The 21013-nt window shown below is 61.7% G+C and carries 21 protein-coding genes and 1 pseudogene; 14 read left to right on the top strand and 8 right to left on the bottom strand.

All coding sequences use genetic code 11. The features are described from left to right. Positions 1 to 2: 2 nt before the first annotated feature. The 3 genes from ACTAQJ_RS12985 to ACTAQJ_RS12975 form a co-directional block, all read right to left on the bottom strand. A complete protein-coding gene (locus tag ACTAQJ_RS12985) occupies positions 3 to 830 on the bottom strand; it encodes a DUF1684 domain-containing protein (RefSeq protein ID WP_498696641.1) in 828 nt (275 codons plus the stop codon). Between the two features lie 262 nt (positions 831 to 1092). Then, positions 1093 to 2568, bottom strand: a complete 1476-nt coding sequence (locus ACTAQJ_RS12980; protein ID WP_498696640.1) for an Ig-like domain-containing protein — start codon at positions 2566 to 2568, stop codon at positions 1093 to 1095. Positions 2569 to 2659: 91 nt separating this feature from the next. Continuing rightward, complete coding sequence (locus ACTAQJ_RS12975) at positions 2660 to 3178, bottom strand: hypothetical protein (protein WP_498696638.1); 519 nt, start codon at positions 3176 to 3178, stop codon at positions 2660 to 2662. On the opposite strand from ACTAQJ_RS12975, the gene ACTAQJ_RS12970 reads away from it, so the two are divergent. The 9 genes from ACTAQJ_RS12970 (at position 3177) to ACTAQJ_RS12930 (ending at position 13205) form a co-directional block, all read left to right on the top strand. Next, entirely contained in the window at positions 3177 to 3329 is a 153-nt protein-coding gene (locus tag ACTAQJ_RS12970; RefSeq protein ID WP_498696637.1) for a hypothetical protein, read from the top strand. The two genes, ACTAQJ_RS12975 and ACTAQJ_RS12970, sit on opposite strands and share 2 nt — an antisense overlap. A gap of 235 nt (positions 3330 to 3564) precedes the next feature. Then, a complete protein-coding gene (locus tag ACTAQJ_RS12965; protein WP_498696635.1) occupies positions 3565 to 5139 on the top strand; it encodes an RNA polymerase sigma factor in 1575 nt (524 codons plus the stop codon). 111 nt (positions 5140 to 5250) lie between these two features. Beyond that, positions 5251 to 6165 carry a PIG-L deacetylase family protein gene (locus ACTAQJ_RS12960; RefSeq protein ID WP_431118247.1) on the top strand — a complete coding sequence of 305 codons (915 nt, stop codon included), beginning with the start codon at positions 5251 to 5253 and terminating at the stop codon, positions 6163 to 6165. Further along, complete coding sequence (locus ACTAQJ_RS12955; RefSeq protein ID WP_498696632.1) at positions 6165 to 7088, top strand: ATP-grasp domain-containing protein; 924 nt, start codon at positions 6165 to 6167, stop codon at positions 7086 to 7088. Before ACTAQJ_RS12960 ends, ACTAQJ_RS12955 begins: the two co-directional genes overlap by 1 nt. Before the next feature lie 41 nt (positions 7089 to 7129). Further along, positions 7130 to 8362, top strand: a complete 1233-nt coding sequence (locus ACTAQJ_RS12950; RefSeq protein WP_498696631.1) for a glycosyltransferase family 2 protein — start codon at positions 7130 to 7132, stop codon at positions 8360 to 8362. Next, on the top strand, positions 8359 to 9492 hold the full coding sequence (locus tag ACTAQJ_RS12945) for a hypothetical protein (RefSeq protein WP_498696629.1): 1134 nt from the start codon (positions 8359 to 8361) through the stop codon (positions 9490 to 9492). The genes ACTAQJ_RS12950 and ACTAQJ_RS12945 overlap by 4 nt, the downstream gene beginning before the upstream one ends. Before the next feature lie 43 nt (positions 9493 to 9535). Beyond that, positions 9536 to 9865 carry a hypothetical protein gene (locus ACTAQJ_RS12940; protein WP_431118253.1) on the top strand — a complete coding sequence of 110 codons (330 nt, stop codon included), beginning with the start codon at positions 9536 to 9538 and terminating at the stop codon, positions 9863 to 9865. 117 nt (positions 9866 to 9982) lie between these two features. After that, a complete protein-coding gene (gene ppc / locus ACTAQJ_RS12935; RefSeq protein ID WP_498696627.1) occupies positions 9983 to 12781 on the top strand; it encodes a phosphoenolpyruvate carboxylase in 2799 nt (932 codons plus the stop codon). 118 nt (positions 12782 to 12899) lie between these two features. Further along, a complete protein-coding gene (locus ACTAQJ_RS12930) occupies positions 12900 to 13205 on the top strand; it encodes a hypothetical protein (RefSeq protein ID WP_431118257.1) in 306 nt (101 codons plus the stop codon). 7 nt (positions 13206 to 13212) lie between these two features. Here ACTAQJ_RS12930 and ACTAQJ_RS12925 read toward each other — a convergent pair. Continuing rightward, positions 13213 to 13846 (bottom strand): annotated as a pseudogene (locus tag ACTAQJ_RS12925) (DedA family protein). A gap of 53 nt (positions 13847 to 13899) precedes the next feature. On the opposite strand from ACTAQJ_RS12925, the gene ACTAQJ_RS12920 reads away from it, so the two are divergent. Continuing rightward, positions 13900 to 14439 carry an O-acetyl-ADP-ribose deacetylase gene (locus ACTAQJ_RS12920; RefSeq protein ID WP_498696625.1) on the top strand — a complete coding sequence of 180 codons (540 nt, stop codon included), beginning with the start codon at positions 13900 to 13902 and terminating at the stop codon, positions 14437 to 14439. A 28-nt stretch (positions 14440 to 14467) separates the two neighbouring features. Here the strand turns inward: ACTAQJ_RS12920 and ACTAQJ_RS12915 are convergent, their stop codons facing one another. Together ACTAQJ_RS12915 and ACTAQJ_RS12910 are read right to left on the bottom strand one after the other, a co-directional pair. After that, positions 14468 to 15127: a hypothetical protein gene (locus tag ACTAQJ_RS12915; protein WP_498696623.1), complete on the bottom strand. Its 660-nt coding sequence runs from the start codon at positions 15125 to 15127 to the stop codon at positions 14468 to 14470. A 76-nt stretch (positions 15128 to 15203) separates the two neighbouring features. Further along, the gene (locus ACTAQJ_RS12910; RefSeq protein ID WP_498702191.1) at positions 15204 to 16133 is read right to left on the bottom strand and encodes a pseudouridine synthase; all 930 of its coding nucleotides are present in this window, start codon (positions 16131 to 16133) and stop codon (positions 15204 to 15206) included. Between the two features lie 152 nt (positions 16134 to 16285). On the opposite strand from ACTAQJ_RS12910, the gene ACTAQJ_RS12905 reads away from it, so the two are divergent. Next, positions 16286 to 16921, top strand: a complete 636-nt coding sequence (locus tag ACTAQJ_RS12905; protein WP_431118262.1) for an ArsR/SmtB family transcription factor — start codon at positions 16286 to 16288, stop codon at positions 16919 to 16921. Continuing rightward, the gene (locus ACTAQJ_RS12900) at positions 16914 to 17606 is read left to right on the top strand and encodes an SRPBCC family protein (RefSeq protein WP_498696620.1); all 693 of its coding nucleotides are present in this window, start codon (positions 16914 to 16916) and stop codon (positions 17604 to 17606) included. The genes ACTAQJ_RS12905 and ACTAQJ_RS12900 overlap by 8 nt, the downstream gene beginning before the upstream one ends. An 80-nt stretch (positions 17607 to 17686) precedes the next feature. On the opposite strand, the gene ACTAQJ_RS12895 is transcribed toward ACTAQJ_RS12900, so the two are convergent. Continuing rightward, the gene (locus ACTAQJ_RS12895; protein ID WP_431118265.1) at positions 17687 to 18262 is read right to left on the bottom strand and encodes a TetR-like C-terminal domain-containing protein; all 576 of its coding nucleotides are present in this window, start codon (positions 18260 to 18262) and stop codon (positions 17687 to 17689) included. An 87-nt stretch (positions 18263 to 18349) separates the two neighbouring features. On the opposite strand from ACTAQJ_RS12895, the gene ACTAQJ_RS12890 reads away from it, so the two are divergent. Then, a complete protein-coding gene (locus ACTAQJ_RS12890) occupies positions 18350 to 18850 on the top strand; it encodes a DUF4188 domain-containing protein (RefSeq protein ID WP_498696618.1) in 501 nt (166 codons plus the stop codon). Here the strand turns inward: ACTAQJ_RS12890 and yczR are convergent. Continuing rightward, positions 18847 to 20301 carry a MocR-like transcription factor YczR gene (gene yczR / locus ACTAQJ_RS12885; RefSeq protein WP_498696617.1) on the bottom strand — a complete coding sequence of 485 codons (1455 nt, stop codon included), beginning with the start codon at positions 20299 to 20301 and terminating at the stop codon, positions 18847 to 18849. The two genes, ACTAQJ_RS12890 and yczR, sit on opposite strands and share 4 nt — an antisense overlap. 60 nt (positions 20302 to 20361) lie before the next feature. Here yczR and yczE point away from each other — a divergent pair, with 60 nt between their 5' ends. After that, a complete protein-coding gene (gene yczE, locus ACTAQJ_RS12880) occupies positions 20362 to 21000 on the top strand; it encodes a membrane protein YczE (protein WP_498696616.1) in 639 nt (212 codons plus the stop codon). The last annotated feature ends 13 nt before the right edge of the window (positions 21001 to 21013 follow it).

The raw sequence follows: 21013 nt of genomic DNA, 5'->3' as shown, positions 1-21013 counted from the left end.
CTTTACTCCTGGGGGATCTTTTCGCCAGCCTCAACGCGGACATCAATGGAATTTCCGCGGACCGGCATCGGGCAGGTGCCGTAAGGCGTAAAGGCGCTGGGGTAGTTGATGGCGCGGTTGAAATCGATCACCACGGATCCATCGGGGCGTGGACGGGGGATGAAAACCTTCCGCCACTCATCCGTGGTGTCGCCGTTGGTCTCATCATGGAAGGTCACGTTCAAGGCGCCGAGTTTCTCTTCCTCAGCATGGAGGCGGACTTCATGGGCAACGCCAGGAACCTGGAACACCACCTCCCCGACAGAACGATGAACGCCGTCCACCAAAGGGTTGGCCGTTCCGATGGGTACATCCACGGGCTGGTCATATGGTTCGAACCGACCCTGAATCACCCAGTCCGGGTTGTAATCGTAGGTGGGAACCCCATCGAAGTCCGTAAAAACGGGCGAGCCCGCGTCTCTGGTCCGGATGGCATACTTGTCCGCCCGCATCGCAAGCTCCACCACCACCTGCTTGCCGTCGTCGCCGCCGAACTGCACCCACATAAGGGACTCTTCATCCTGCAGGGTCGCCGTCACGGTGCCATCCACAATTTCGCCGGTCTCGACGAGGGTCAGGCCGTCCTCGGCGGTGGCTGCGAGGGTTGCAGTCGTGCCATCCGTTGACCACAGGCCCGGGGCGAACTCGACTTCTGCCGGCTCCGACTCGAGCCATTGAAACGACGTAAGCGTTAGCCAGCCATGGTCCGAGGCCAGTGCTGCATTCCGAGACGCTCGGAACCGCTCCCAACGGGCAAGCTGGGCGTCTGTTGCAGTGGTGGGCGAGCTCATGGTTCTCCTCGGCAGATGTGAGCCACGGTTGGGCGGCTTTTGCAATCTCCTCAACTATGCGCCGCACCGGTGCATTCCCGGAAGCGTGCAGCATCGAGCGTGCAAACTCAGGCATGCAACCCAGACATGCAACGATGGGCCGCGCATCGTGTGCACGGCCCATCGTTCGCTCGGATCGCCATTCGCAGTGGGGCCTATGAGTCCTTGTGGTCCTGCGAGGCTATTGAAATACCGGTGGCCATCGGACTTGGCTTTTTGCTATTTAGTGCTGACGACGAGCCGATCGCCTGACGCCCAGGAAAGCGAGCAACGATCCCAAGGCCAACAGCGCAGCGGCCGCGTAGATGAACGCCGGGCTTTGAGCGCCTGTGGTAGCAAGGGGCTCTGGTTCCGGAACTTCTGCGGGCTGAGTGGGCTCGTCCGTGGGTACAAGTACCGGGCTCGTGGTGCTGGTGCTCGGGCTAGGTGTGGGTGTTGCCGTGCTGGTGCTGGAGCTGGTGCTCGGGCTAGGGCTGGGTGTGGGTGTTGCGGTGCTGGTGGTCGGGCTCGGCGTCGGTGTGGGTGTTGCGGTGCTCGGGCTCGGCGTCGGTGTCGGTGTTCCGGTACTGGCGCTCGGGGTGGGCGTGGGTGTGGGTGTGGGTGTTGCGGTGGTGGGGCTCGGTGTGGGTGTGGGTGTTGCGGTGGTGGGGCTCGGTGTGGGTGTGGGTGTTGCGGTGGTGGGGCTCGGTGTGGGTGTGGGTGTTGCGGTGCTGGGGCTCGGCGTCGGGCTTGCCGTTCCGTCGCCTGTTCCGTCAGCACGGGTTCGCCGCGTTTCGGCACCAACAGGGGTTTCTTCACCTGCAATAGTTACGGTTCCGCTGTTGGTGTAGACGTCCAGCTTCCTGTCGGTCACTTTGGTGACCACGAACAGCTCCACCCGTTCACCCCTGGGCAGGCCCGTCCATCGCACCGTTGCTTCTTGGGGAGTGCACTCGACAGTCGCGGGGTATTGCTCGTTGTCCATTGGATCGGTGATGTTTCCGGAGCTGCTGACAACCCTGCCGACGCGCGGAGTGATCTGGTCGCAATCGATTTCCATGCCGGCGGCGGGCGTGTCCGTCACAACCACGTCGTTTGATTCTGAAGGCATTGGAGGCATGTAAAAGATGGATTCAAGTTCAGTTTGCGGAGCATCGGCCCACCACATGGACTTGCCCGCCGAAGTAGGGGGAGCCGGATCGCAGTCCTTGGTGCATGGACCGTCGACATCGACAGGCACGCGTACCACTGTGGATCCCACGGTGAAGTTCAGTTCCGTCGCTTCGCCGGTGCCCGGCTCCACAGCATACTGCGTGCTGAAATTGCACGTCCCACCCACATTATTGGGGTGGTCCGCCACGAAGTCGGTCAACGTGAAGACCACTTGTCCGGCATCGTTCGCAGCCGCCTTGGCGACCGTCACGCCGTCGGCGTTGTCCAGATCAAATGACGCGGCACCAAACCAGCGAAGCTCTGGTGGGAGCTGGAGGTTGAAGGTATCGCCCGGTTGCGAGTTGTCAGGAACGGACCACTGGCAGGTCAGGTCTACTTGGTCCCATTGGTTCGTAACTACTGAATCCGTGCTGATGGTGACCGCCGCACCGGGGATCACGGCAGCATTGGCTGGCCCTGCCGACCAGGCGAGCCCGAAGGCTGTCACCACAACAGCCAGTAGAGCGGCCACCAGGGAGGCAGACTTTAGATGGAGCTGATTCTTCATGTGTTGGATGGTCCTTCGAATGCGGAAGCGTGTCTCGTCGCATGGTGAGTGGCGGCTCGACGCTGTTCGTGACGGCACCAACAGGCTTCACTCACATTGCTTCGGGGATGTAATCCTGAGGCGCTGGTTCTGAAGGGGCATTTGCCAACGGGAAGAACTGCATGCGCGCGGGTCGGAGGGCTCCTTCACCGAGGCTTTCCATGGCGGTCCTGCACTCCATGAGTTGCCCAAGGTTGCTTGCTGAGAGGGGCAACAGCACGTGGACAGCAGAGTTCTTGTACATGGCCGTAGCACCTGTCCCGTGCAGCTGCCGTTGAACAGTTTCTCCAAGCCGCGCCAGCAGGGTCCAGCGATGGCCGCGGCTCTCAAGGGGCTGGGGCAGTGACAGGATCGCAAGGGCGTAAGGGTGGGAACAGGCCGTTCCAAAAATGGAGAGTTCGTGGATACGTCGCTGGAAATGGGCGTGCGTGGCCAGCCCCGTCTGAACGTCCGTGCACGAAATCGGCGGTGCTGATTCGGCGGCCTCTGCCCATCCTTCAGCCAAGGACTGGAGAGCCTCGAAGTCCATGTTCCGGTCTGCTGCCAGGAAGAGGGCGCGGAAGTCAGTCATGGTTTCACTGATACCGACGCCGTTCCGGGCTCGCGCCGCGCCCAAGGACCTCGCTGTAGGAGGTGGAACACTGGCCCGTGTAGCCAGCGACGTCACCACCGTCCGGACCTCGGGCAGGAACCAGTCTGCAGGGAACCGCCAACCATTCTGATAACTGGTGGTCTGCCATTTGCGCATCAACAGGTGTCGGGAAAATGTGCATTCAGCGAATGATTTTGTCCGGAACGATGTCATATCGGAATAGTGCGTCCGGATAAGGATTCATGACGAAAAGCGGTGGAAGGATCTCTTTGGTAAAGAGTCTATACAAATTCGCGTCATGACTTGAGGTTGATGCCCACTGCGTATATATGGGCACGATTTTATACGTTGTGGGGGTGCCTTAAATGGCATCCGGGACAGGTACTGACAACGCTTCCAACGCAGGAGTTGAGAGCGATGGTCATCTTATCGGGTTGGTGCGTGGCGGTGACATGTCAGCATTCGACGAACTGTACGAACGCCATGTGTCCGTCGCGTCCACAGTGGCCCGGCGAAACGTGGACAATCCAAGTGATGCCGAGGATGTTGTGGCCGAGGCTTTCCAAGCCGTATTGCAGAGTCTCGTTGCGGGACGTGGGCCGGACAACTTCTTCAGGGCGTATCTGCTGTCCACTGTCACCCGTCTGTCACATCATCGGAACCGGAAGGCCGGGAGGTCGCTGCCCAGCAGCGACGACGCCATTCTTGACCGTACGCTGCCGGATCCGGATGCCGTAGTCAAAGCCTTCGAATCGCACACGGTGGCAAAGGCATTTCGCGCGCTTCCCGAACGATGGCAGGCCGTGCTGTGGTACCTGGACGTGGAAAGAATGAAGCCAGCGGCGGTGGCACCACTCCTGGGTCTGTCCGCGAATGCCGTGTCAGCACTGGCGCTGCGGGCAAGGGAAGGCCTGAGGCGGCAATACCTGCAGGCCCACGTGGCGGAAGAACCGGACAGCGACTGCGCTGGATTCGCATCGAAACTCGGTACTTTCATTCGAGGAGGACTTTCAAGGATTGCTGAACGCAAGATGCGTCAGCACCTTAATGGTTGCTCGAAATGCACCGGCGCCCTCTCGGAACTAAAGGACGTGCAGGGAACCATGAGGGCTGTGCTTATCCCGCTGGTGACCGGCATACCTCTCGCCACCTTGGCAGCCAAGGGTGCCGGACTGGGTTTCCTGGGAGGGCTGGTCCACATCAAGGCAGCGATAGTGGTCCCGGCTATCGGGCAACCAGCGGTAATGGCCATGGTAGCGGTAGCAGGATTGGGCCTGGCTCTAGGCGCGGTTGGAATTGTGGGTCGCTTGACGCCGGATGTCGCCATGGAGCAGTTGGCCATTGAGACAAGTTCCTCCCGACAGGAGTCATTCGTAGGGACTCATGGCCCCTCTCCCACCGCGACGCCGATGCCCAGCCCGCCATCGACTGTGTCGCCAGCTGCGGTTGAGCCGGCGCCGTCAAACGCCGGGGCCGAACCCTTGGTGGCCGCCCCGGTACCTTCTGGCGTGGAATCCCAGCCGACGCCTCAACAATCTGTTCCATCACCGAACCCCGACTCATCAGCGGCAACAGCCCTTCCCGCGTTACTTGAAGCGGTGACAGCCTCGGTGCGGATACCAAAGGACCGAGGTTCCGGCATGACCGCCATGGAGGTGGACTTTGGGATCGGCGGCTCACAGACTCTAGGACCAGCCAAGGCCGTGTTCTCAGTGGAAATGGATGCACGGATCCAGGAGAGTTCGCTGCTTGCTCCGGACGGGTGGTCGTGCTCCATGGAGGGACGAACAGCCGTCACATGCACTACAGCTTCGGCACGGCGGAGCGACCTTCATTTTCAGGTTTCAGCCCAGTCCAAGCGTAAAAAGGGCACCGGTGTCCTGACATATTCCTTGAGTGGAAGTGGTCTTGCAGCGGGCGAATTCGTGCACAAATACTGACCACGAATCACTGCCAGATACAGCGTCACGAACCAATTGCTCCGGCCACTACCTCAGAGGCGGTGCCCTGAGAGGGCAGCTGCCCATTTATCTGTGCAATTTAGGGGAAATATGAAAGCAACGTTTTTGGCCGTTGCAGGCTTGCTGGGCGCGTCGGCGGCGGTCTGGGCTTTGGTCCCGATCGGTCAAAACTGGTTCGTTCGCAGGTTCAGCTCGCCGCACGGCCTCCGTTGGGCCATGGCAAGTTTGGGCGCCCTACTGTTGCTGTCACTGATGGGATGCGCAATGGGGCCGGCGCAGCGCCCCTGGCTTGAGGTTGTAGTCCTGCTCGCAGGAGCCGGGTTGATTGTGGGCTTTCTTGTCGCGCCGGCCTTCAGGATTCACCATGGTGTGGCCATGCAGCCTCGAAGGGTGCTGGCCATAGGAGCGCACCCGGACGACCTGGAATTGGCTTGCGGTGCCACCCTCGCCAAACTGGCAGATGCCGGGCATGAAGTCCGAACCATGGTGATGAGCTCAGGGGGAAAAGGAGGAGACAGCGCAGTCCGTGTGACTGAAGCGGCATCGGGCTCGGATTTCATGGGTGCGTCCAAGGTCCATGTCCACGACTTTACGGACACCAGCCTCGCGGACCATGGGGATGAAATGGTCCAGGCGATTGAGGCCGTGATGGACGATTTTCGCCCCGACGTCGTGATCACCCATTCCCGTAACGACTACCACCAGGACCATCAGGCCGTACACAGTGCGACCATGCGGGCAGCCCGCCAGCACTCCTCCATCCTTTGCTTTGAGAGTCCTTCATCCACACGGCAGTTCGATCCCAGCGTCTTCGTGGATATCGCGGGGTATGTGGACGTGAAGATTCACGCCGTCGCCATGCACCGGAACCAAAAGGGCAAGCCTTACATGAGCGCAGAAAGAGTACGCAGTCTCGCAGCGTTCAGGGGCTCGCAAGTGAAGACGACATATGCAGAGGGTTTCGAACCCGTTCGATTGCTTGGCTCTGCCGTAGGGGAGTTCTGATGGTTCGGGTACTCGTAACAGGCGTTGGAGGACCAGCTGGCTCCTCCTTGGCGCGCCAGTTCAGGGAACTGGGACATTGGGTCCTGGGCGTTGATATGCAACAGGTCCACGGTTCTGCGGCTGACATGGTCTCGTTGGTATCAGCGTCCAGTTCTCCCGACTACCTGTGGGAACTGCGGGGACTGGTGGGCGCCCATGGCATCGAGCTCGTGGTGCCCACCGTCAGCGATGAACTCGTCCTGGTTTCCGAAGCCCGGCAAGGCTTCGCTCCCAATGTCGAGGTCCTTATTGCCGACCCCGCACCCGTTCGAATCGCGAATGACAAATTCCTCACCATGAGGTGCCTTGCCAATGCAGGCGTCGCCGTCCCCGATTTCGGGCTGCCCGGCGATTTCGCCTCTGTTGACCAGGCGATGGCGCGGCTAGGAGGATCCCTGGTGGTCAAGCCGCGGATTTCCCGCGGCGGACGCGGGGTCCAGGTCCTGGAAAAGACTGGCGACGGCGGCCGGAACGCGGCCCACGTCTGGTCCTCCTTGGACGATTCCTGGATCGTGCAACGATTCGCCCCTGGAACGGAGTACGCACCCGTGGTCCTTCGCCACAGGCCGGAGCCGGGTCAGGGCGATCTTGTGGTGGTGCTGGAGAAGACAGAACTCAAAGAGGGACGGGTAGGTAACGCCCTGTCCGTCAGGAGGAATGAGGGAGCCGAGAGCACGGACGTGGCCCAATTGGCTGATTCAGCCGTGACGGCGCTCGGGTTGACAGGACCTGTAGACGTGGACGTGCGCCGCCTGCAGAACGGAAGTCCGGTGGTACTGGAAATCAATGCGAGGTTTGGCGCAAACAGTGCGTTCGCCCCTGAACTCCTGGAGAACGTCCTTTACCGATATGTCGCCGGTCGATTAACCGGAAGGCCTGCGTGACACCTCTTGATGCTGCCCTGGCGTTTGTCCAAATTGGGGGCGTGCTGATTCTCAGTTTCGGCGTGGTCAAAATCGTCTACGTTCCACTGGCCTTGTATTTCAACCGGCTTTACCGTTCCAACTCTGCCAAGCATCGCTATTCCGTCATCATTGACCGGCCCCTGGTCTCTGTGATCGTGCCCGGCTATAACGAGGCCGTGGTGATCACCAAGTGCGTCGAGTCGATACTGGCCAGCCGCTATTTACGTCTGGAAGTGATTCTCGTGGACGACGGTTCCACTGATTCCACCGCCAGCATCATGGCTGGGCTTGCAGATCAATATGATCGCGTCCGATTTCTCTCCCAAACGAACGCAGGGAAGGGAGCTGCGCTCAATTATGGAATAGCCAAGGCCAATGGCGACATCCTGATGTTTGTCGACGCCGACGGAATTTTTGCACCCGACACCTTGATGCGCATGCTCGAGGGGTTTGATCACACCAAGGTGGGAGCGGTATGCGGCGATGACCGGCCGGTTAACCTGAATCGCGTTCAAACGATGATGCTTGCCGTCCTGAGCCACGTCGGAACCGGTCTGGTCCGCAGGGCCTTGTCCTTGTTGCATTGTCTGCCAATCGTCTCCGGGAACATAGGTGCCTTCCGCCGTGACGTGGTCCAGCTGGTAGGCGGTTTTCACGAGGACACGCTCGGCGAGGACCTTGAGCTTACGTGGCGTGTCTATAAGGCCGGCTACCGGGTGAGGTTCCAGCCCTCAGCCCTGGTTTATGCCGAGTCGCCGTCAACGATGGGCGGATTGTGGCGGCAGCGTGTTCGGTGGTCGCGGGGCTTGCTGCAGACGCTCCGGATGCATATCGGGATGCTTGGGCGTCGGCGTTACGGGCTGTTTGGCATGTTCCTTTTGTTCAACGCCATCACCATGGTGGTGATCCCCATGCTGCAACTTGCCATTTTGGCGGTGCTGCCCTTCCTGTACCTTGCCGGTTCGGGTCCCGTACCCGCTGAAGTCCTCGCCATTCTTGGTTGGTTGGGACTGTTTGTGTCCCTCGCGCTGATTGTCTTCTCCATTGGCCTCAATCGTTCATGGAAGGATCTTCGCTTTCTATGGACGCTGCCACTATGGCCGCTGTATTCCGTATTCGTTGGCCTGGCTTTAGCCAGTGCAATTATCAAGGAGATCCGCGGCAGCCCTGCCGTATGGAACAAGTTGCAACGGACGGGCGTCATTTCCGTAACTGCCACCGAGGCCAGCCCCAGCTACGAGATGCGAGTATGAAGGCTTTTGGACCCACGATGCTGGTCGCAAGGCTAAGTGCCGCCCTGGTGAGCGCGGTTCTCCTTGGCGTTGCATTGACGGGTATCGCTGCGTGCGCAGAAGAACCGGAGATTCGTCCTGTGGACCGCATGGTGAATCTTGGCTTTGAGGACGTTGTCAACGAGGACCGGTCTCACCTTGTGGACTTAGCGGAACGATTGGAAGCTGTAGACGCCACCGCAGTATCGATCTCCGTGGGACGCACAGATTGGACGGCCTTTCCCTGGTCCGGCCAACCCGAGGCGACCTCCTATGAGGTTTCCCGCACTGGCCGGGACTTCGTGGCGGAGGCGATCTCAGCATTGGGGGCGGCGAAAAACGGCAAGGAACGTGATGTGATCCTCACGATCGATGTCCTGTTGGATCGTGCGCTGAGTGAGGACCCCTCCCTGGCAGGACGAAATATCGCTGGCGAGCCATCCAAGTCCTTCGCCAGTGTGTCGTCCCTGCGGCACGGCAAGGCCGGCGCCCGTTTGGCTTCCCTGGCTGCCGCCGTCGCGAAGAAGTACCGGCCCACAGCCGTGAATCTCACGGAATTGATGTTCGATGATTTCACCTTTGGCAGTGAAGATTTCGATGACTTCAAAGCCACCACCGGAGAAAAAGACTGGCCCAGAAACCACGAAGGCGGCATCGACCAGTCGGATGCCCGGATCAGCACGTGGCGGAGCGAAGCCATGGCTGACATCGTGCGCAGGGTGGGAGCCGCCGTCGAACCCTATAGTGTCCGGCTGGAGATGGACGTGCGCTCGCCGCGGGATTCACCGTCGGCGGACCGCGCCGATAGCGGCCATGACTACGACCTCTTGCTCAAGCAGCTCCACCGGCTCCACGTTTGGGAGTACGTAGGACTCAATGCCGAGCGCTCGCCGCAGACAAAGGATCTCGCAGAAGCCCTGACCCACCGCGCGGGCTCCCGTATGTCATTGTCTATCGGACTCTGGTCCAATGACGGCACGATCTCCCCGGAAAGGTTCGAAACGGCCTTGCATGAGGCTGTTCGGGGCGGGGCGACATCCGTGTCCGTGACACCCGCAAGCCTGATGACCGCCGGGCATTGGGAGGTGTTGCGGAACGCCTGGCCCCCGTAATCACGGGCTGTCCGGTACTCATCCCAAGGCGTACCCTGAGCGCATGGGCATGGAATCCGTGATGGCGGCAGTAGTAAGCCTTGCACTGATTGTGGGGTCGGTTTGGGCTGGCACACGGCTGGTGCAGAAGGGTGTTTCCGCGAAGGGAGCAACGGGCACACTCGGGAGTGTCCTCTCCATGATCGAGCCGGCCACAGGTGCGCCGACCAAAATGGAGGCCGCGGCAGCCCGCGAGGAAATGCGGCAGCGAAGGCACGAGAAATTGGTAGCCGGCCCGGGCGCCGCAGAGGCCGGGCTGTTCACCGGGAAGGTGGTCCTGCCGCCGTCGACGAGCAAAGCCTCTAAGCAGCAATCCGGTGACGCCAAAATCTGAGACGTATTCCCGCAGTAGAGTCCTGTGCGGGTAAGATCCCGTAGGAAACATTAGTAACCCGGCTCACAGTATCCAGCGCAGTGTACGAGCCAAACCAGATCCCGAAGGTAAGTATCTATGGTTCACACTGCCCATCAAGACACCGATCTCGCCGCAGAACTGCGGGCCGATGTGCGCCGCGTTTCCACCCTGTTGGGTGAGTCCCTGGTGCGACAACACGGCCCGGAATTGCTGCAGCTTGTGGAGCAGGTCCGCCTGCTGACCAAGGAATCCAAAGAAGCCGCACGGGGCGGAGCCGACGCGACCGGTCCATGGAGCGCGCACGACGTCGTTGCCCAGGTCCGCGAATTGCTCGCCTCCCTGCCGCTGGACCAGGCGACGGATCTGGTTCGTGCCTTCGCGTTCTATTTCCACCTCAGCAATGCGGCCGAGCAGGTCCACCGCGTCCGCGGGCTTCGGACCCGCCAGGAGAAGGACGGTTGGCTTGCAAAGGCCGTCACGGAAATTGCCGGCCAGGCTGGGCCGCAGGTCCTTCAGGACGTGGTAAACGAGCTTGATGTTCGGCCCATTTTCACGGCGCACCCCACAGAGGCCTCCCGACGCTCAGTGCTGGACAAGGTCCGCAAACTCTCCGACGTACTAGCCCAGCCCACTGAAGAGGGAACGTCTGCCCGACGCCGGCAGGATCGCCAGCTCTCGGAAATCATCGACCAAATGTGGCAGACCGATGAGCTTCGCCAGGTCCGGCCAACGCCCGTGGATGAAGCGCGTAACGCGATCTACTACCTGAACAGCATCCTCACGGACGCCATGCCGGAGATGCTGACTGACCTTTCCGAGCTTCTTTCCGAGCACGGCGTGGTCCTGCCTGCTGCCAGCGCGCCGCTGCGTTTCGGTTCCTGGATCGGTGGCGACCGCGATGGAAACCCCAACGTTACCGCGGCAGTTACGCGCGAAATCCTGCAGTTGCAGAACCAGAACGCGGTTCGGATCAGTATCGCGTTGATCGATGAGCTGATCTCGGTCCTGTCCAACTCCACGGCTTTGTTCGGGGCTGACCAGGAACTGCTGGACTCGATCGACGTGGACCTCAAGAACCTTCCCGGCCTGGATAAGCGCATCCTGGAGCTCAATGCCCAGGAGCCTTACCGACTCAAGCTCACGTGTATCAAAGCCAAGCTCATCAATACGGGCCGCCGCGTTTCCGCCTCGACCTATCATGAGCCCGGCCGGGACTACGCCACCACAAGTGAGCTGTTGGCCGAGTTCGGCTTGCTCGAAGCGTCGCTCCGGAACCACGCCGCTGGCCTTGTTGCCGACGGCGCGTTGGCCCGTGTCCGCCGTGCGATCGCAGCCTTCGGCCTTCACTTGGCAACCCTGGACATCCGTGAACATGCCGATTACCACCACGACGCCGTCGGACAGCTTGTGGATCGTCTTGGTACCGAGAAGCCGTACGCCTCCTTGACCCGCGAGGAACGTTTCGAATTCCTTGGTGCCGAGCTGGCCTCACGCCGCCCGCTCTCTGGCCACCCGATCAAGCTCGAAGGCACCGCGGACGGCACTTATGACGTCTTCCGGAGCATCCGCCAGGCCCTGCACACGTACGGTCCGGACGTCGTGGAAACATATATCATTTCCATGACCCGGGGCGCCGATGACGTCCTGGCCGCCGCTGTCCTGGCACGCGAAGCCGGTTTGATTGACCTCTTCGGGGCAAAGCCGCACGCCAAGATCGGCTTTGCTCCACTGCTGGAAACCGTCGAGGAGCTCCGCGCCTCCGCTGAGATTGTGGATCAGTTGCTCTCTGATCCGTCCTACCGTGAACTGGTCCGTCTCCGCGGCGACGTCCAGGAAATCATGCTCGGGTACTCCGATTCCAACAAGGAATCCGGAGTCATGACCAGCCAGTGGGAGATCCACAAGACCCAGCGGAAGCTGCGCGATGTGGCCGCCAAGCACGGTGTGAGGGTCCGTTTGTTCCATGGCCGTGGTGGTTCCGTAGGACGTGGAGGTGGTCCGACGTACGACGCCATCATGGCCCAGCCCAATGGTGTCCTCGAGGGCGAAATTAAGTTCACGGAGCAGGGCGAGGTCATCTCGGACAAGTACTCACTTCCCGAGCTTGCCCGCGAGAACCTTGAGTTGTCCTTGGCAGCTGTCATGCAGGGTTCTGCGTTGCACCGGACTCCGCGTACTTCTGAAGATGAGCGCGTGCGCTATGCGAACGTCATGGAAACCATTTCCGATGCTGCCTTTGCACGCTACCGGGCATTGATCGACGACGCCGATCTTCCGGCCTACTTCCTGGCGTCCACACCCGTGGAGCAACTGGGTTCCTTGAACATCGGATCACGTCCCTCCAAGCGTCCCGATTCCGGGGCTGGCCTGGGCGGCCTTCGTGCGATCCCGTGGGTGTTCGGCTGGACGCAGTCGCGCCAGATCGTTCCTGGCTGGTTTGGTGTGGGCTCCGGCCTGAAGGCGGCACGCGAAGCCGGTGACGCCGACCAGCTCATGGAAATGATGGACCGCTGGCACTTCTTCCGTTCGGTGATTTCCAACGTCGAAATGACCCTGGCCAAGACCGACATGGAGATCGCAGGACACTACGTTTCGTCCTTGGTTCCTGAAGAACTGCACCGCTTGTTCCACATGATCCGGGACGAGTACGAGCTCACGGTTGCTGAAATCGAGCGGCTGACCGGGGAGCTTGAACTCCTTGACGCCCAGCCCACCCTGAAGCGGTCGCTGGAAATCCGTGATCAGTATCTGGACCCGATCAGTTACCTGCAGGTGGAACTGCTCCGCCGTGTGCGCGAGGAGTCGGTGTCCGGCGCAGAGATTGATGAGCGGCTTCAGCGCGCCATGCTGATCACCGTCAACGGTGTGGCCGCCGGCCTGCGCAACACAGGCTAAACGCTCTCTCACATCGGCGCCCGTTTTTCCGGAACGCTCTCTCACCCCACGAACTTTCGAACGGGGTGGGGGAGCGTTCCGGCTTAAAGCACCTGCGCTTGAGCGTTAGGGTTGTTGGATGCCGTCGTTCCAGACCAAGTTGAAGATCACTGGCCTCAAGCCTGGCAACCCTCCCGAATCGGTCATGGCGGCTGCGATAGAAGCTTTGGAAACCCGTCATCATGTCGAATCGAACCAGCTCGATATCGTCGCAGGTGTCCCGCAACTCAGCCTGCGCTTCACAGTGAACGACCGCGACTACTCGGGTGAGAACGACGAAGCCCGGACGTCGGCCGCGATGATGCGCGACGCCGTCGAACGCGTTGCGCTGACGGGTAGCCTCTACGTGTTGCGCCGTAGCCGCGGACGCTGGTCGCCGATCTAGGCTTGCGTTACTCCGGCTGGGGCACGTCGCCGTCGAACGGTTCATCCACCGGGGAGCGGCTCCCGCGCCGTCGCGTGACGATCAATCCGACCACCACACCAATGACCAAGCCGACGCCTACCCCGATCAGTGAGCTGGCCCAGAACGGCAGTTTGGTTGCGGAGCCCGTGAAGTAGCCCAGCCCGACTTGCCACACGGCCCACAGCACGGCGCCCAATCCGGCGCAGAGGCTGAAACCGCGGGCGGAGACGTTGGCGATTCCAGCTGCGGACGAGGTTGCGAGCCTGCCGCCTGGGACGAACCGCGCGCCGATGATAGCCCCATAAGTGGAGGATCGGCCTGCCTTGGCGATGGCCTCGTGGATTCCACGGTGGACTTTCCTGCCCCATGCCCAGCGATCCAGTACATGGCTCACCCGCCGCGTTAAACAGTAAGTAGACTGCCATGTCCCCGAGCCAGGACGCGAAGGCTGCGAGCAGCAGGATGAGCCAGAAATTGGCGTGGCCTTCGGCGGCCAGTGCTCCGCCGGTGATCACCACCATTTCGGACGGGATCGGTGGGAAGATGGCATCGCCCAGCACCATGGGAACGATCCACAAGTAAATTGCGGATCCCCACGTCTCGGGGGCGATGAAGTCCATTGGCACAAGGTACCGCACTTGCCGCTCGGGCCGCTCGGCGGGAGGCTGGCGCAATGCAGATCGAAATCCTGCACGGGGACATCACCACGCGCGACGTCGATGCGATAGTTAACGCCGCCAACTCTTCATTGCTCGGCGGAGGGGGAGTGGACGGCGCCATACATCGGGCCGCCGGGCCGGAACTGCTTCAGGCCTGCAGGGAGGTTCGTCGCAGCAAACTGCCGGACGGGCTGCCTGTGGGGGCTGCCGTCGTGACCCCCGGATTCAGGCTCCCGGCGCGCTGGGTGATTCATACCGTGGGTCCCAACCGGCACGCTGGCCAAACCGATCCCGCACTGCTCGCCTCTTGCTTCCGGGAAAGCCTGAATGCCGCGGTGGACGTGGGTGCACGGTCCGTCGCTTTTCCTGCAATCAGCGCCGGAATCTATGGTTGGGATGCCCGGGAGGTCGCGGAAGTAGCGTTCGACGCCGTGGGCTCGTTCTCATCTGAGTCTTCAGATGGTGCCGCGACCGCCAGCGGACTTGAGTTGGTGGAGTTCGTCCTGTTTTCGGAGGACACGACGGCGGTCTTTCGGGCAGTGTTTGATGTTTGAGTCCTGAGGGGCGCCGGGCTGCTCCCGGTCAGGCGGGTTCGGGCCTGACGTCACCAGCAGGGTGGACGGCGGCTTTGTGGCTAAGGAACCTGCCCGCTTTGAAGTACCAGTATGGCCAGGCTGTCCACGATGACGCCCCGGCGACGAAACCCGCTCCCATCACTGCGTAGCGGAGCCACTCGGGCCCGGGAATGAGGAAGCCGACGCCGGCAACGGGAAGCCCGATCAGAAGAGCTCCGCCGATGAACCGTCCAAGCTTCGCGAGCCCCTTCGGGTAGTCCTCAACGTGGAGAAGCCTGTTGTGCGCCACGAGGAACCAGACGCCTTGGATCACAATGGCGGCCACGGAAATTGCTGTTGATGGCTCGAACCCCAGGACCTTGAGAACCAGCAGCGCGGAACTTGTGGCTCCGGCCGCGCAGGCGGCCACCGTTACCCATTTCAGCGGCTCGGTCCATGGTGCTTGGGGAAGGCGTTTATGGACTTGGAGGATCACTGGGATCACGAGCACGTTGAACACGGCGCCTGTGGCGTCGTTGATAGCACCGAAAACGAACGGGCCGCCTTTGGGGACTTCCACGGCGTACATGGCCCCGAGCGTCAGGACGCCGGCAACGCCGACTGCCGCAGCAGAGTAGGCGAAGGCCGAAGCGGTCCTGTCGCCCGGCATTTCAGTGAATTGCTTCATCGGAACTCCCGGATTCTGACCAGCAAACCCATGGTAGTCCTGTGCTGTAGAGGAAGGAACGGGCTCCGCGAAAGGGTCAGCCGTGGGCTTCGCTGAGCTCCAGTTGGCTACGGTATTCCACGCGCTCCTTGGTGATGGGATCCACGAAGGTGATGCCGCGGGCCAGCAATTGAAGCGGCTTGCTGTAATCGTCCGGGGCCTTGTCCAGGAGGTCCGGATAGAAGGCGTCGTTGACGATGCCCAGACCCAGCGATGCCATGTGCACACGGAGTTGGTGTGTCTTTCCGGTGTGCGGCTCCAGCCGGTACAGCGCGCGCTGGTGAGTGCCGGCGTCGAACGTCCTGACTCTTTCGATGCGCGTTTCCGCATTCGGTTCGCCGTCGATAACTTCGGCGAGCAGATAGCTGCGCGACTTGGTCATGCGATTGCGGACCACCACGGGGAATTCGACGGCGGGATGGCCATTAGCGGGCGACGCAGCGGACACACACTCGTATTCCTTCTGGACCTGGCGCTTCTCAAAGAGAACCTGGTACCGGCCGCGGGTCTCTGGGTTGGTCGACAGCAGCAAAATGCCCGCCGTCATGCGGTCCAGGCGGTGCATGGGAATGAGGTCCGGCAGATTCAGCAGGTTCCGCAGGCGGACCAAGGCGGACTCTTGGATGTAAGTGCCGCCGGGTGTTGTGGGCAGGAAATGCGGCTTGTCCACCACGAGGATGTGTTCGTCCTGATGCAGGATGTTGATTTCCACGGGCAGGCGGGTCTCCGGAGGGAGTGTCCGGTAGTACCAAATGAAGGTGTGGTCCTCGAGTTTGGTGCTCCTGTTCAGGCGCACGCCGCCTTCGCCCACGATTTCGCCGGCGTCGAAGCGGTCTTCGATGCCTTGGGGATCGATGTGTCCCCAACGGTGCATCATGTAGTCCATCGCGGTATCCCACGGCCCCTCGTCCGGGAGGCGCAGGCGGGTCGCGTTTACGCCGTCGCGCACGGGAAGGGGGGATTGCATCACCGGACAATTCTACTGTGGCTCCCGTTGTGGGGCCTGCTCTGCGTGCCCTGGGGCTGGAGGAGCACGCAAACCGGTACCCACAACACAGGTTCACACCGACGACAAAAAAGTTCTTGACAAGAAAAATTGTCGGTTGGCATACTTGAAGCATGTTGGACATCGAAGTGATTGAGGACGCAGCTGCGGCAGAGGCGTCGTTGGATCCGATCCGCACACGCATACTTCAAGAGCTGGCGGAACCGGGCTCGGCCACTCAACTGGCCGCCAAGGTGGGGCTGCCCCGGCAAAAGGTCAACTACCACCTCAAGGCCCTCGAGCGGCATGGCCTGGTGGAGCTTGTGGAAGAACGCCGGAAAGGAAACGTCACCGAGCGCGTTCTCCAGGCGACGGCTGCCTCGTACCTGATCTCGCCCGTTGCGTTGGCTTCGGTGGCCCCGGATCCGCAGCGTTTCGCCGACAGGTTCTCCGCTTTCTGGCTCCTGGCGCTCGCCTCCCGCACCGTCCAGGAAATGGGGAAGCTCATTTCGGGTGCGGCAGCCGCCAAGAAGAAGCTCGCGAGCTTCGCGATCGATGGAGAAATTACTTTCCGCTCAGCCGCGGAACGCGCCGCTTTCGCTGAGGAGCTCGGCGTGGCGGTCACGCGGCTCGTCGATAAGTACCACGACGGCGGTGCTGCCGCCGTGGCAGGCGGCGCACGAAAGCACCGGCTCGTCGTCGTACTTCATCCCACACTCAAGACCCCGTCAACGGAAAAAACAGCAGAAAAGGAACAAGGCAATGACTGACAACCGGAAATTCGAGATCGTGGCGGACACCGAACTGCCGGCTACTCCCGAGCGGGTGTGGCAGGCGGTCACCAAGGACACGGCGGCCTGGATGTTCCCCACGGATCAGTGGCCCGATGTGAAAACCGTCGAGGAATACCCCAGCCATCTTGTGTCGCGGATGGAGGGTCCCAACGGTTGGTTCAACCAGTTGGAGCACGTCCTGGAGCCCGTTGAGGGTGGCCGGGCAAAGCTCCACTACGTCCACAGCGGGATCTTCGCTGACAACTGGGACGAGCAGTACGACGGTGCCAGCAAGCACACGGAGTTCTACCTCCACACCCTGGGTCAGTACCTGCAGTATTTCGATGGGCAGCCCGTGGTCTTCACGGATATCCAGGCGCCCGCTTCGTCGCAGACTGCGGACGGTTTTGTGCAGCTGAAAAAGGCTTTGGGCGTGGACGGCGTGGCAGCCGGTACGCCATTTGAGGTGGACGTCGACGGCGGGGGCAGGCTGAGTGGCGAGGTGGACTTCTCCAACGAGAACTTCCTGGGCCTGCGCACCGCCGATACGCTGTACCGCTTCTTCGGCAGGAACGCTTTTGGTGCGCCGGTGGGCATGACCGTGCATGAATTCGGTGGCTCGGGGGACTCTGAGCTGACGGCGAAGGCGTGGGGTGCGTTCCTGGAGAAGGTGTACGCGTAGGAAGTACTTGCCCAACTGGCTGGCATTAGTGGTTGTTTTCAGCGCGCTGAGAACAACCACTTCTGCCAGTCAGTTTCCGTCTAAGGGGCCCAAGCGCGGGCGACTGCTTCGAGGGAGGCTTCATAGATTCCGGCCCAGTCCGTTTCGGGTTCATTCATCCGCGCCAGCTCCAGGCTGACGAGCCCATGCACCTGTCCCCAAATGGCCATTGCGATGACGGAGGGATCATCCGAACGGATCCTCCCAGCACCTTGGGCGGCGACTACTGACTCCACCAGGGGGAGCATCGAGGCTGAGGCGACTTCCGGCGTCGGGCTGCAATCCACGTAGGCGGCCAGTGCCCCGCTGAACATGAGCCGGTAAAGTGCCGGATGCTCCAAGGCCCACGCGCGGTACGCCCGGCCCAGGCCGCGAAGTCCGTCTTTGGCTGCGTCCTGTTGAGACTCCCCAAAGGAGCGAAAGCCGTCGTCGACGGCGGCCGTCAAGAGTTGCGCTTTGCCCCCGAAGAGCGAGTAGATCGCCGAGGTGGAGGTGTCTGCGGCTGCAGCAACATCGCGGAGAGTGACACGCGCGGGGCCTTCGCGGTCCACGAGCTCTGCGGTGACCTCCAGGAGCCGTTGCTGAACGTGCTGATCATGAACGATGGGTCTTGCCATGCCTCCAAGTGTTTCATAACATTGTTTCATAACAACGTTATGAAACCCGGAAATCGAGAATTCCCGGTTCCCCACCAAAGGAGCGACATGGCACAGGAGATCTTTCCCGGACGTTTTACGGCGGACATCGGGCGCGAAACAATGACCGTCTTCCTCATCGGGATGCGGGCCAACCGGTGGTGGAAGATGGGCAAGGTCGCGAGGGTAGCCTCGGCTATGCCCACGATGATGAGGCATCTTGCCGCCAATCCGGAGGCCGGGTTGCTCGGCAGTGAGCAATGGTTTGGGCGCACCACCATCCTGCTCAGCTATTGGGAGAGTCCCGAGCACCTGAGGCGCTTCGCCGCGGACCGTGAATCCCCGCATCTGGGTCCCTGGCGGAAGTTCATGAAGGAAATCTCCGGCAGCGGCGATATTGGGGTGTGGCACGAGACGTACCAGGTACCGGCGTCGGGCATTGAAGTGGTGTACAACGGGATGCCGCTTTTTGGCTTGGCGAAGGCCACATCCCATGTACCCGTAGGCCCCGGAAGCAACACGGCGAAACAGCGAATGGGTTCAGCTGCCCGCGGCTCCAAGGCGTCTTAGGCTACTGCGACGGCGGGTGGCCGCCCGGCCTTCAGGGTCCGGCGGAGTTGGGGAGAAGCGTCGAGCTTGTCCTGGGCGGCTCGTAGGGCGCCGACGGCGAATTCGAGCTGCACTGGTGGCAACGTATAGGGGACACGCACGTAATGCTCGAAAGCGCCACCCACTCCGAACCGCGGTCCGGCTGCCAATCGAAGCCCGAAATCGGGAGCCAGCACAGTAAGGGCGGTGCTGCAGGCGGTGGGCAGACGGCACCAAACGGTGAGTCCGCCGCGGGGCCGTTCCACTTCCCAGTCGGGCAAGTGTTCGGCAAGCAACGTCAGCAGCGATTCCCGGTTGTGTCGCAGCTCGTGCAGGCGGGCATCGAGCGGCTCGGCGAAAGACCTGACCAGCCGCGCGGCGGCCAACTGCTCAACCACGGGTCCGCCCAGGTCCATGGTGGTCCTTGTCGCCACGAACCGGGTGATCATCGCTTCGTCCGCCCGGATCCAACCCGTCCTGAGCCCGGCCCAATGCGACTTGCTGAGCGAGCCGATCGAAACCACGCTGGGACTGAAGGCTGACATCGGTGACGTCCGTACGGCGTCGAGGTTCAACCCGCGCAAGGTCTCGTCCACCACCAGCGCAGTCCCGGCTGCTGCTGCGGCCCGTGCTAAGCGACGGCGCTGCAGATCGGACATGATTCGCCCTGTGGGGTTGTGGAAGTCGGGGACAAGGTAGGCCATTGCGGGGCGCTGCTGGTTCATTGCGGACACCATCGCATCAACGTCCCAGGCGGGGGAAGTGTGCGGCGGCAACGCCACAGGCAGCACTTTGCAGCCAGCCGCCCGGATGGCGTCCAGGGCATTTGGATATGTGGGGTGTTCCACCAGAACCCTGTCCTGCTTTCCCACGAGGGTATGGAGAACTACGTTGAGGGCGTGCTGCGCGCCGGACGTCACCAGGATCTGATCCGCGGTAGTGGGTACTCCTTCCGCGGCATACTTCTCCGCGATTGCCTGCCGCAGGGCCCGCACTCCAAGGGCGTCGTACCCGAAGCCGGGGAGCAGTGCAGGCAATTCAGTGAGGGCGTCGGCGAACGCCCGGTGGACAACTTCGCCGGCGGCCGGAAGCGATGCGTAGGCCAGGTCCAGGAGTCCCTCAGGCGCAGCAAGGCCCGGAACGCTCACCGGCGCGTCGCGGTGGGGGATGCTTGTCCGGCCGCGGCTGCCTTGGCCCGCGGTGAGGAAACCTTGCTCGCGAAGGCTCGCGTAGGCCGCAGTGACAGTGGTGCGGCTCAGGCCGAGCGTCTGCGCCAGCGCACGCTCACTGGGTAATGCGACGTCCAGCGGAATGCGCCCATCCATCACCAGCAAACGCACGACGTCGGCCAGCTCGCGGTAGGCGGGCAGGGCGCCGTTGCTCCAAGAGCCAAGGAGACGGACGAGTGCGGTGGGATTCAGTGAGCCGGGCATAGGACCAGTATTGCAAACTGGCTATGGAATACAAGGCCAGTTTTCGAGGACCATGGTTTCATGATGACCCGAAGAATCACACAACTCCTGATCGGCCTTGCGATGTACGGCATCTCGCTGGCCATGTTCATCCGCGCAAGTCTTGGCCTTGACCCTTGGGACGTCTTCCACCAGGGCGTTTCGGAAAAGACCGGCTTCAGCATTGGGGTTGTGGTGATCGCGGTCAGCTTCCTCGTCCTCCTCCTCTGGATCCCGTTGCGGCAAATGCCCGGATTCGGAACCTTGGCAAACGCGGTCCTCGTGGGAGTCTTCGCTGATCTGGGCTTATGGCTCATCCCGGAGTTCTCACACCTGGGCGGACAAATTGCGATGCTAGCCGGTGCGGTGATCCTCAACGGAATCGCGTCCGCTTGCTACATCGGAGCACGCCTCGGCCCGGGAGCCCGTGACGGCCTGATGACGGGACTGGTTCGCCGGACAGGGTGGTCTGTCCGCCTCGTCCGGACGGGAATTGAAGTGGTGGTTCTGGCCGTGGGCTTCTTGCTGGGTGGATCCGTTGGCGTGGGCACCGTGGTCTACGCCTTGGCAATCGGTCCGATCGTGCAGGTTCTCCTGCCGAAGTTCATGGTCCCGGAACCTGCCAAGGAGCCGGCCCCGGCGGAAGCTACGGAGGCCGTGGAGGCCGCGCCGGCTGCCTGAGGTCAGTAAGAAC

It is taken from the genome of Arthrobacter sp. alpha11c, assembly GCF_054149985.1.
The sequence above is the reverse complement of the archived record's forward strand: the minus strand, read 5'-3'. Positions and strand labels throughout refer to the sequence as shown.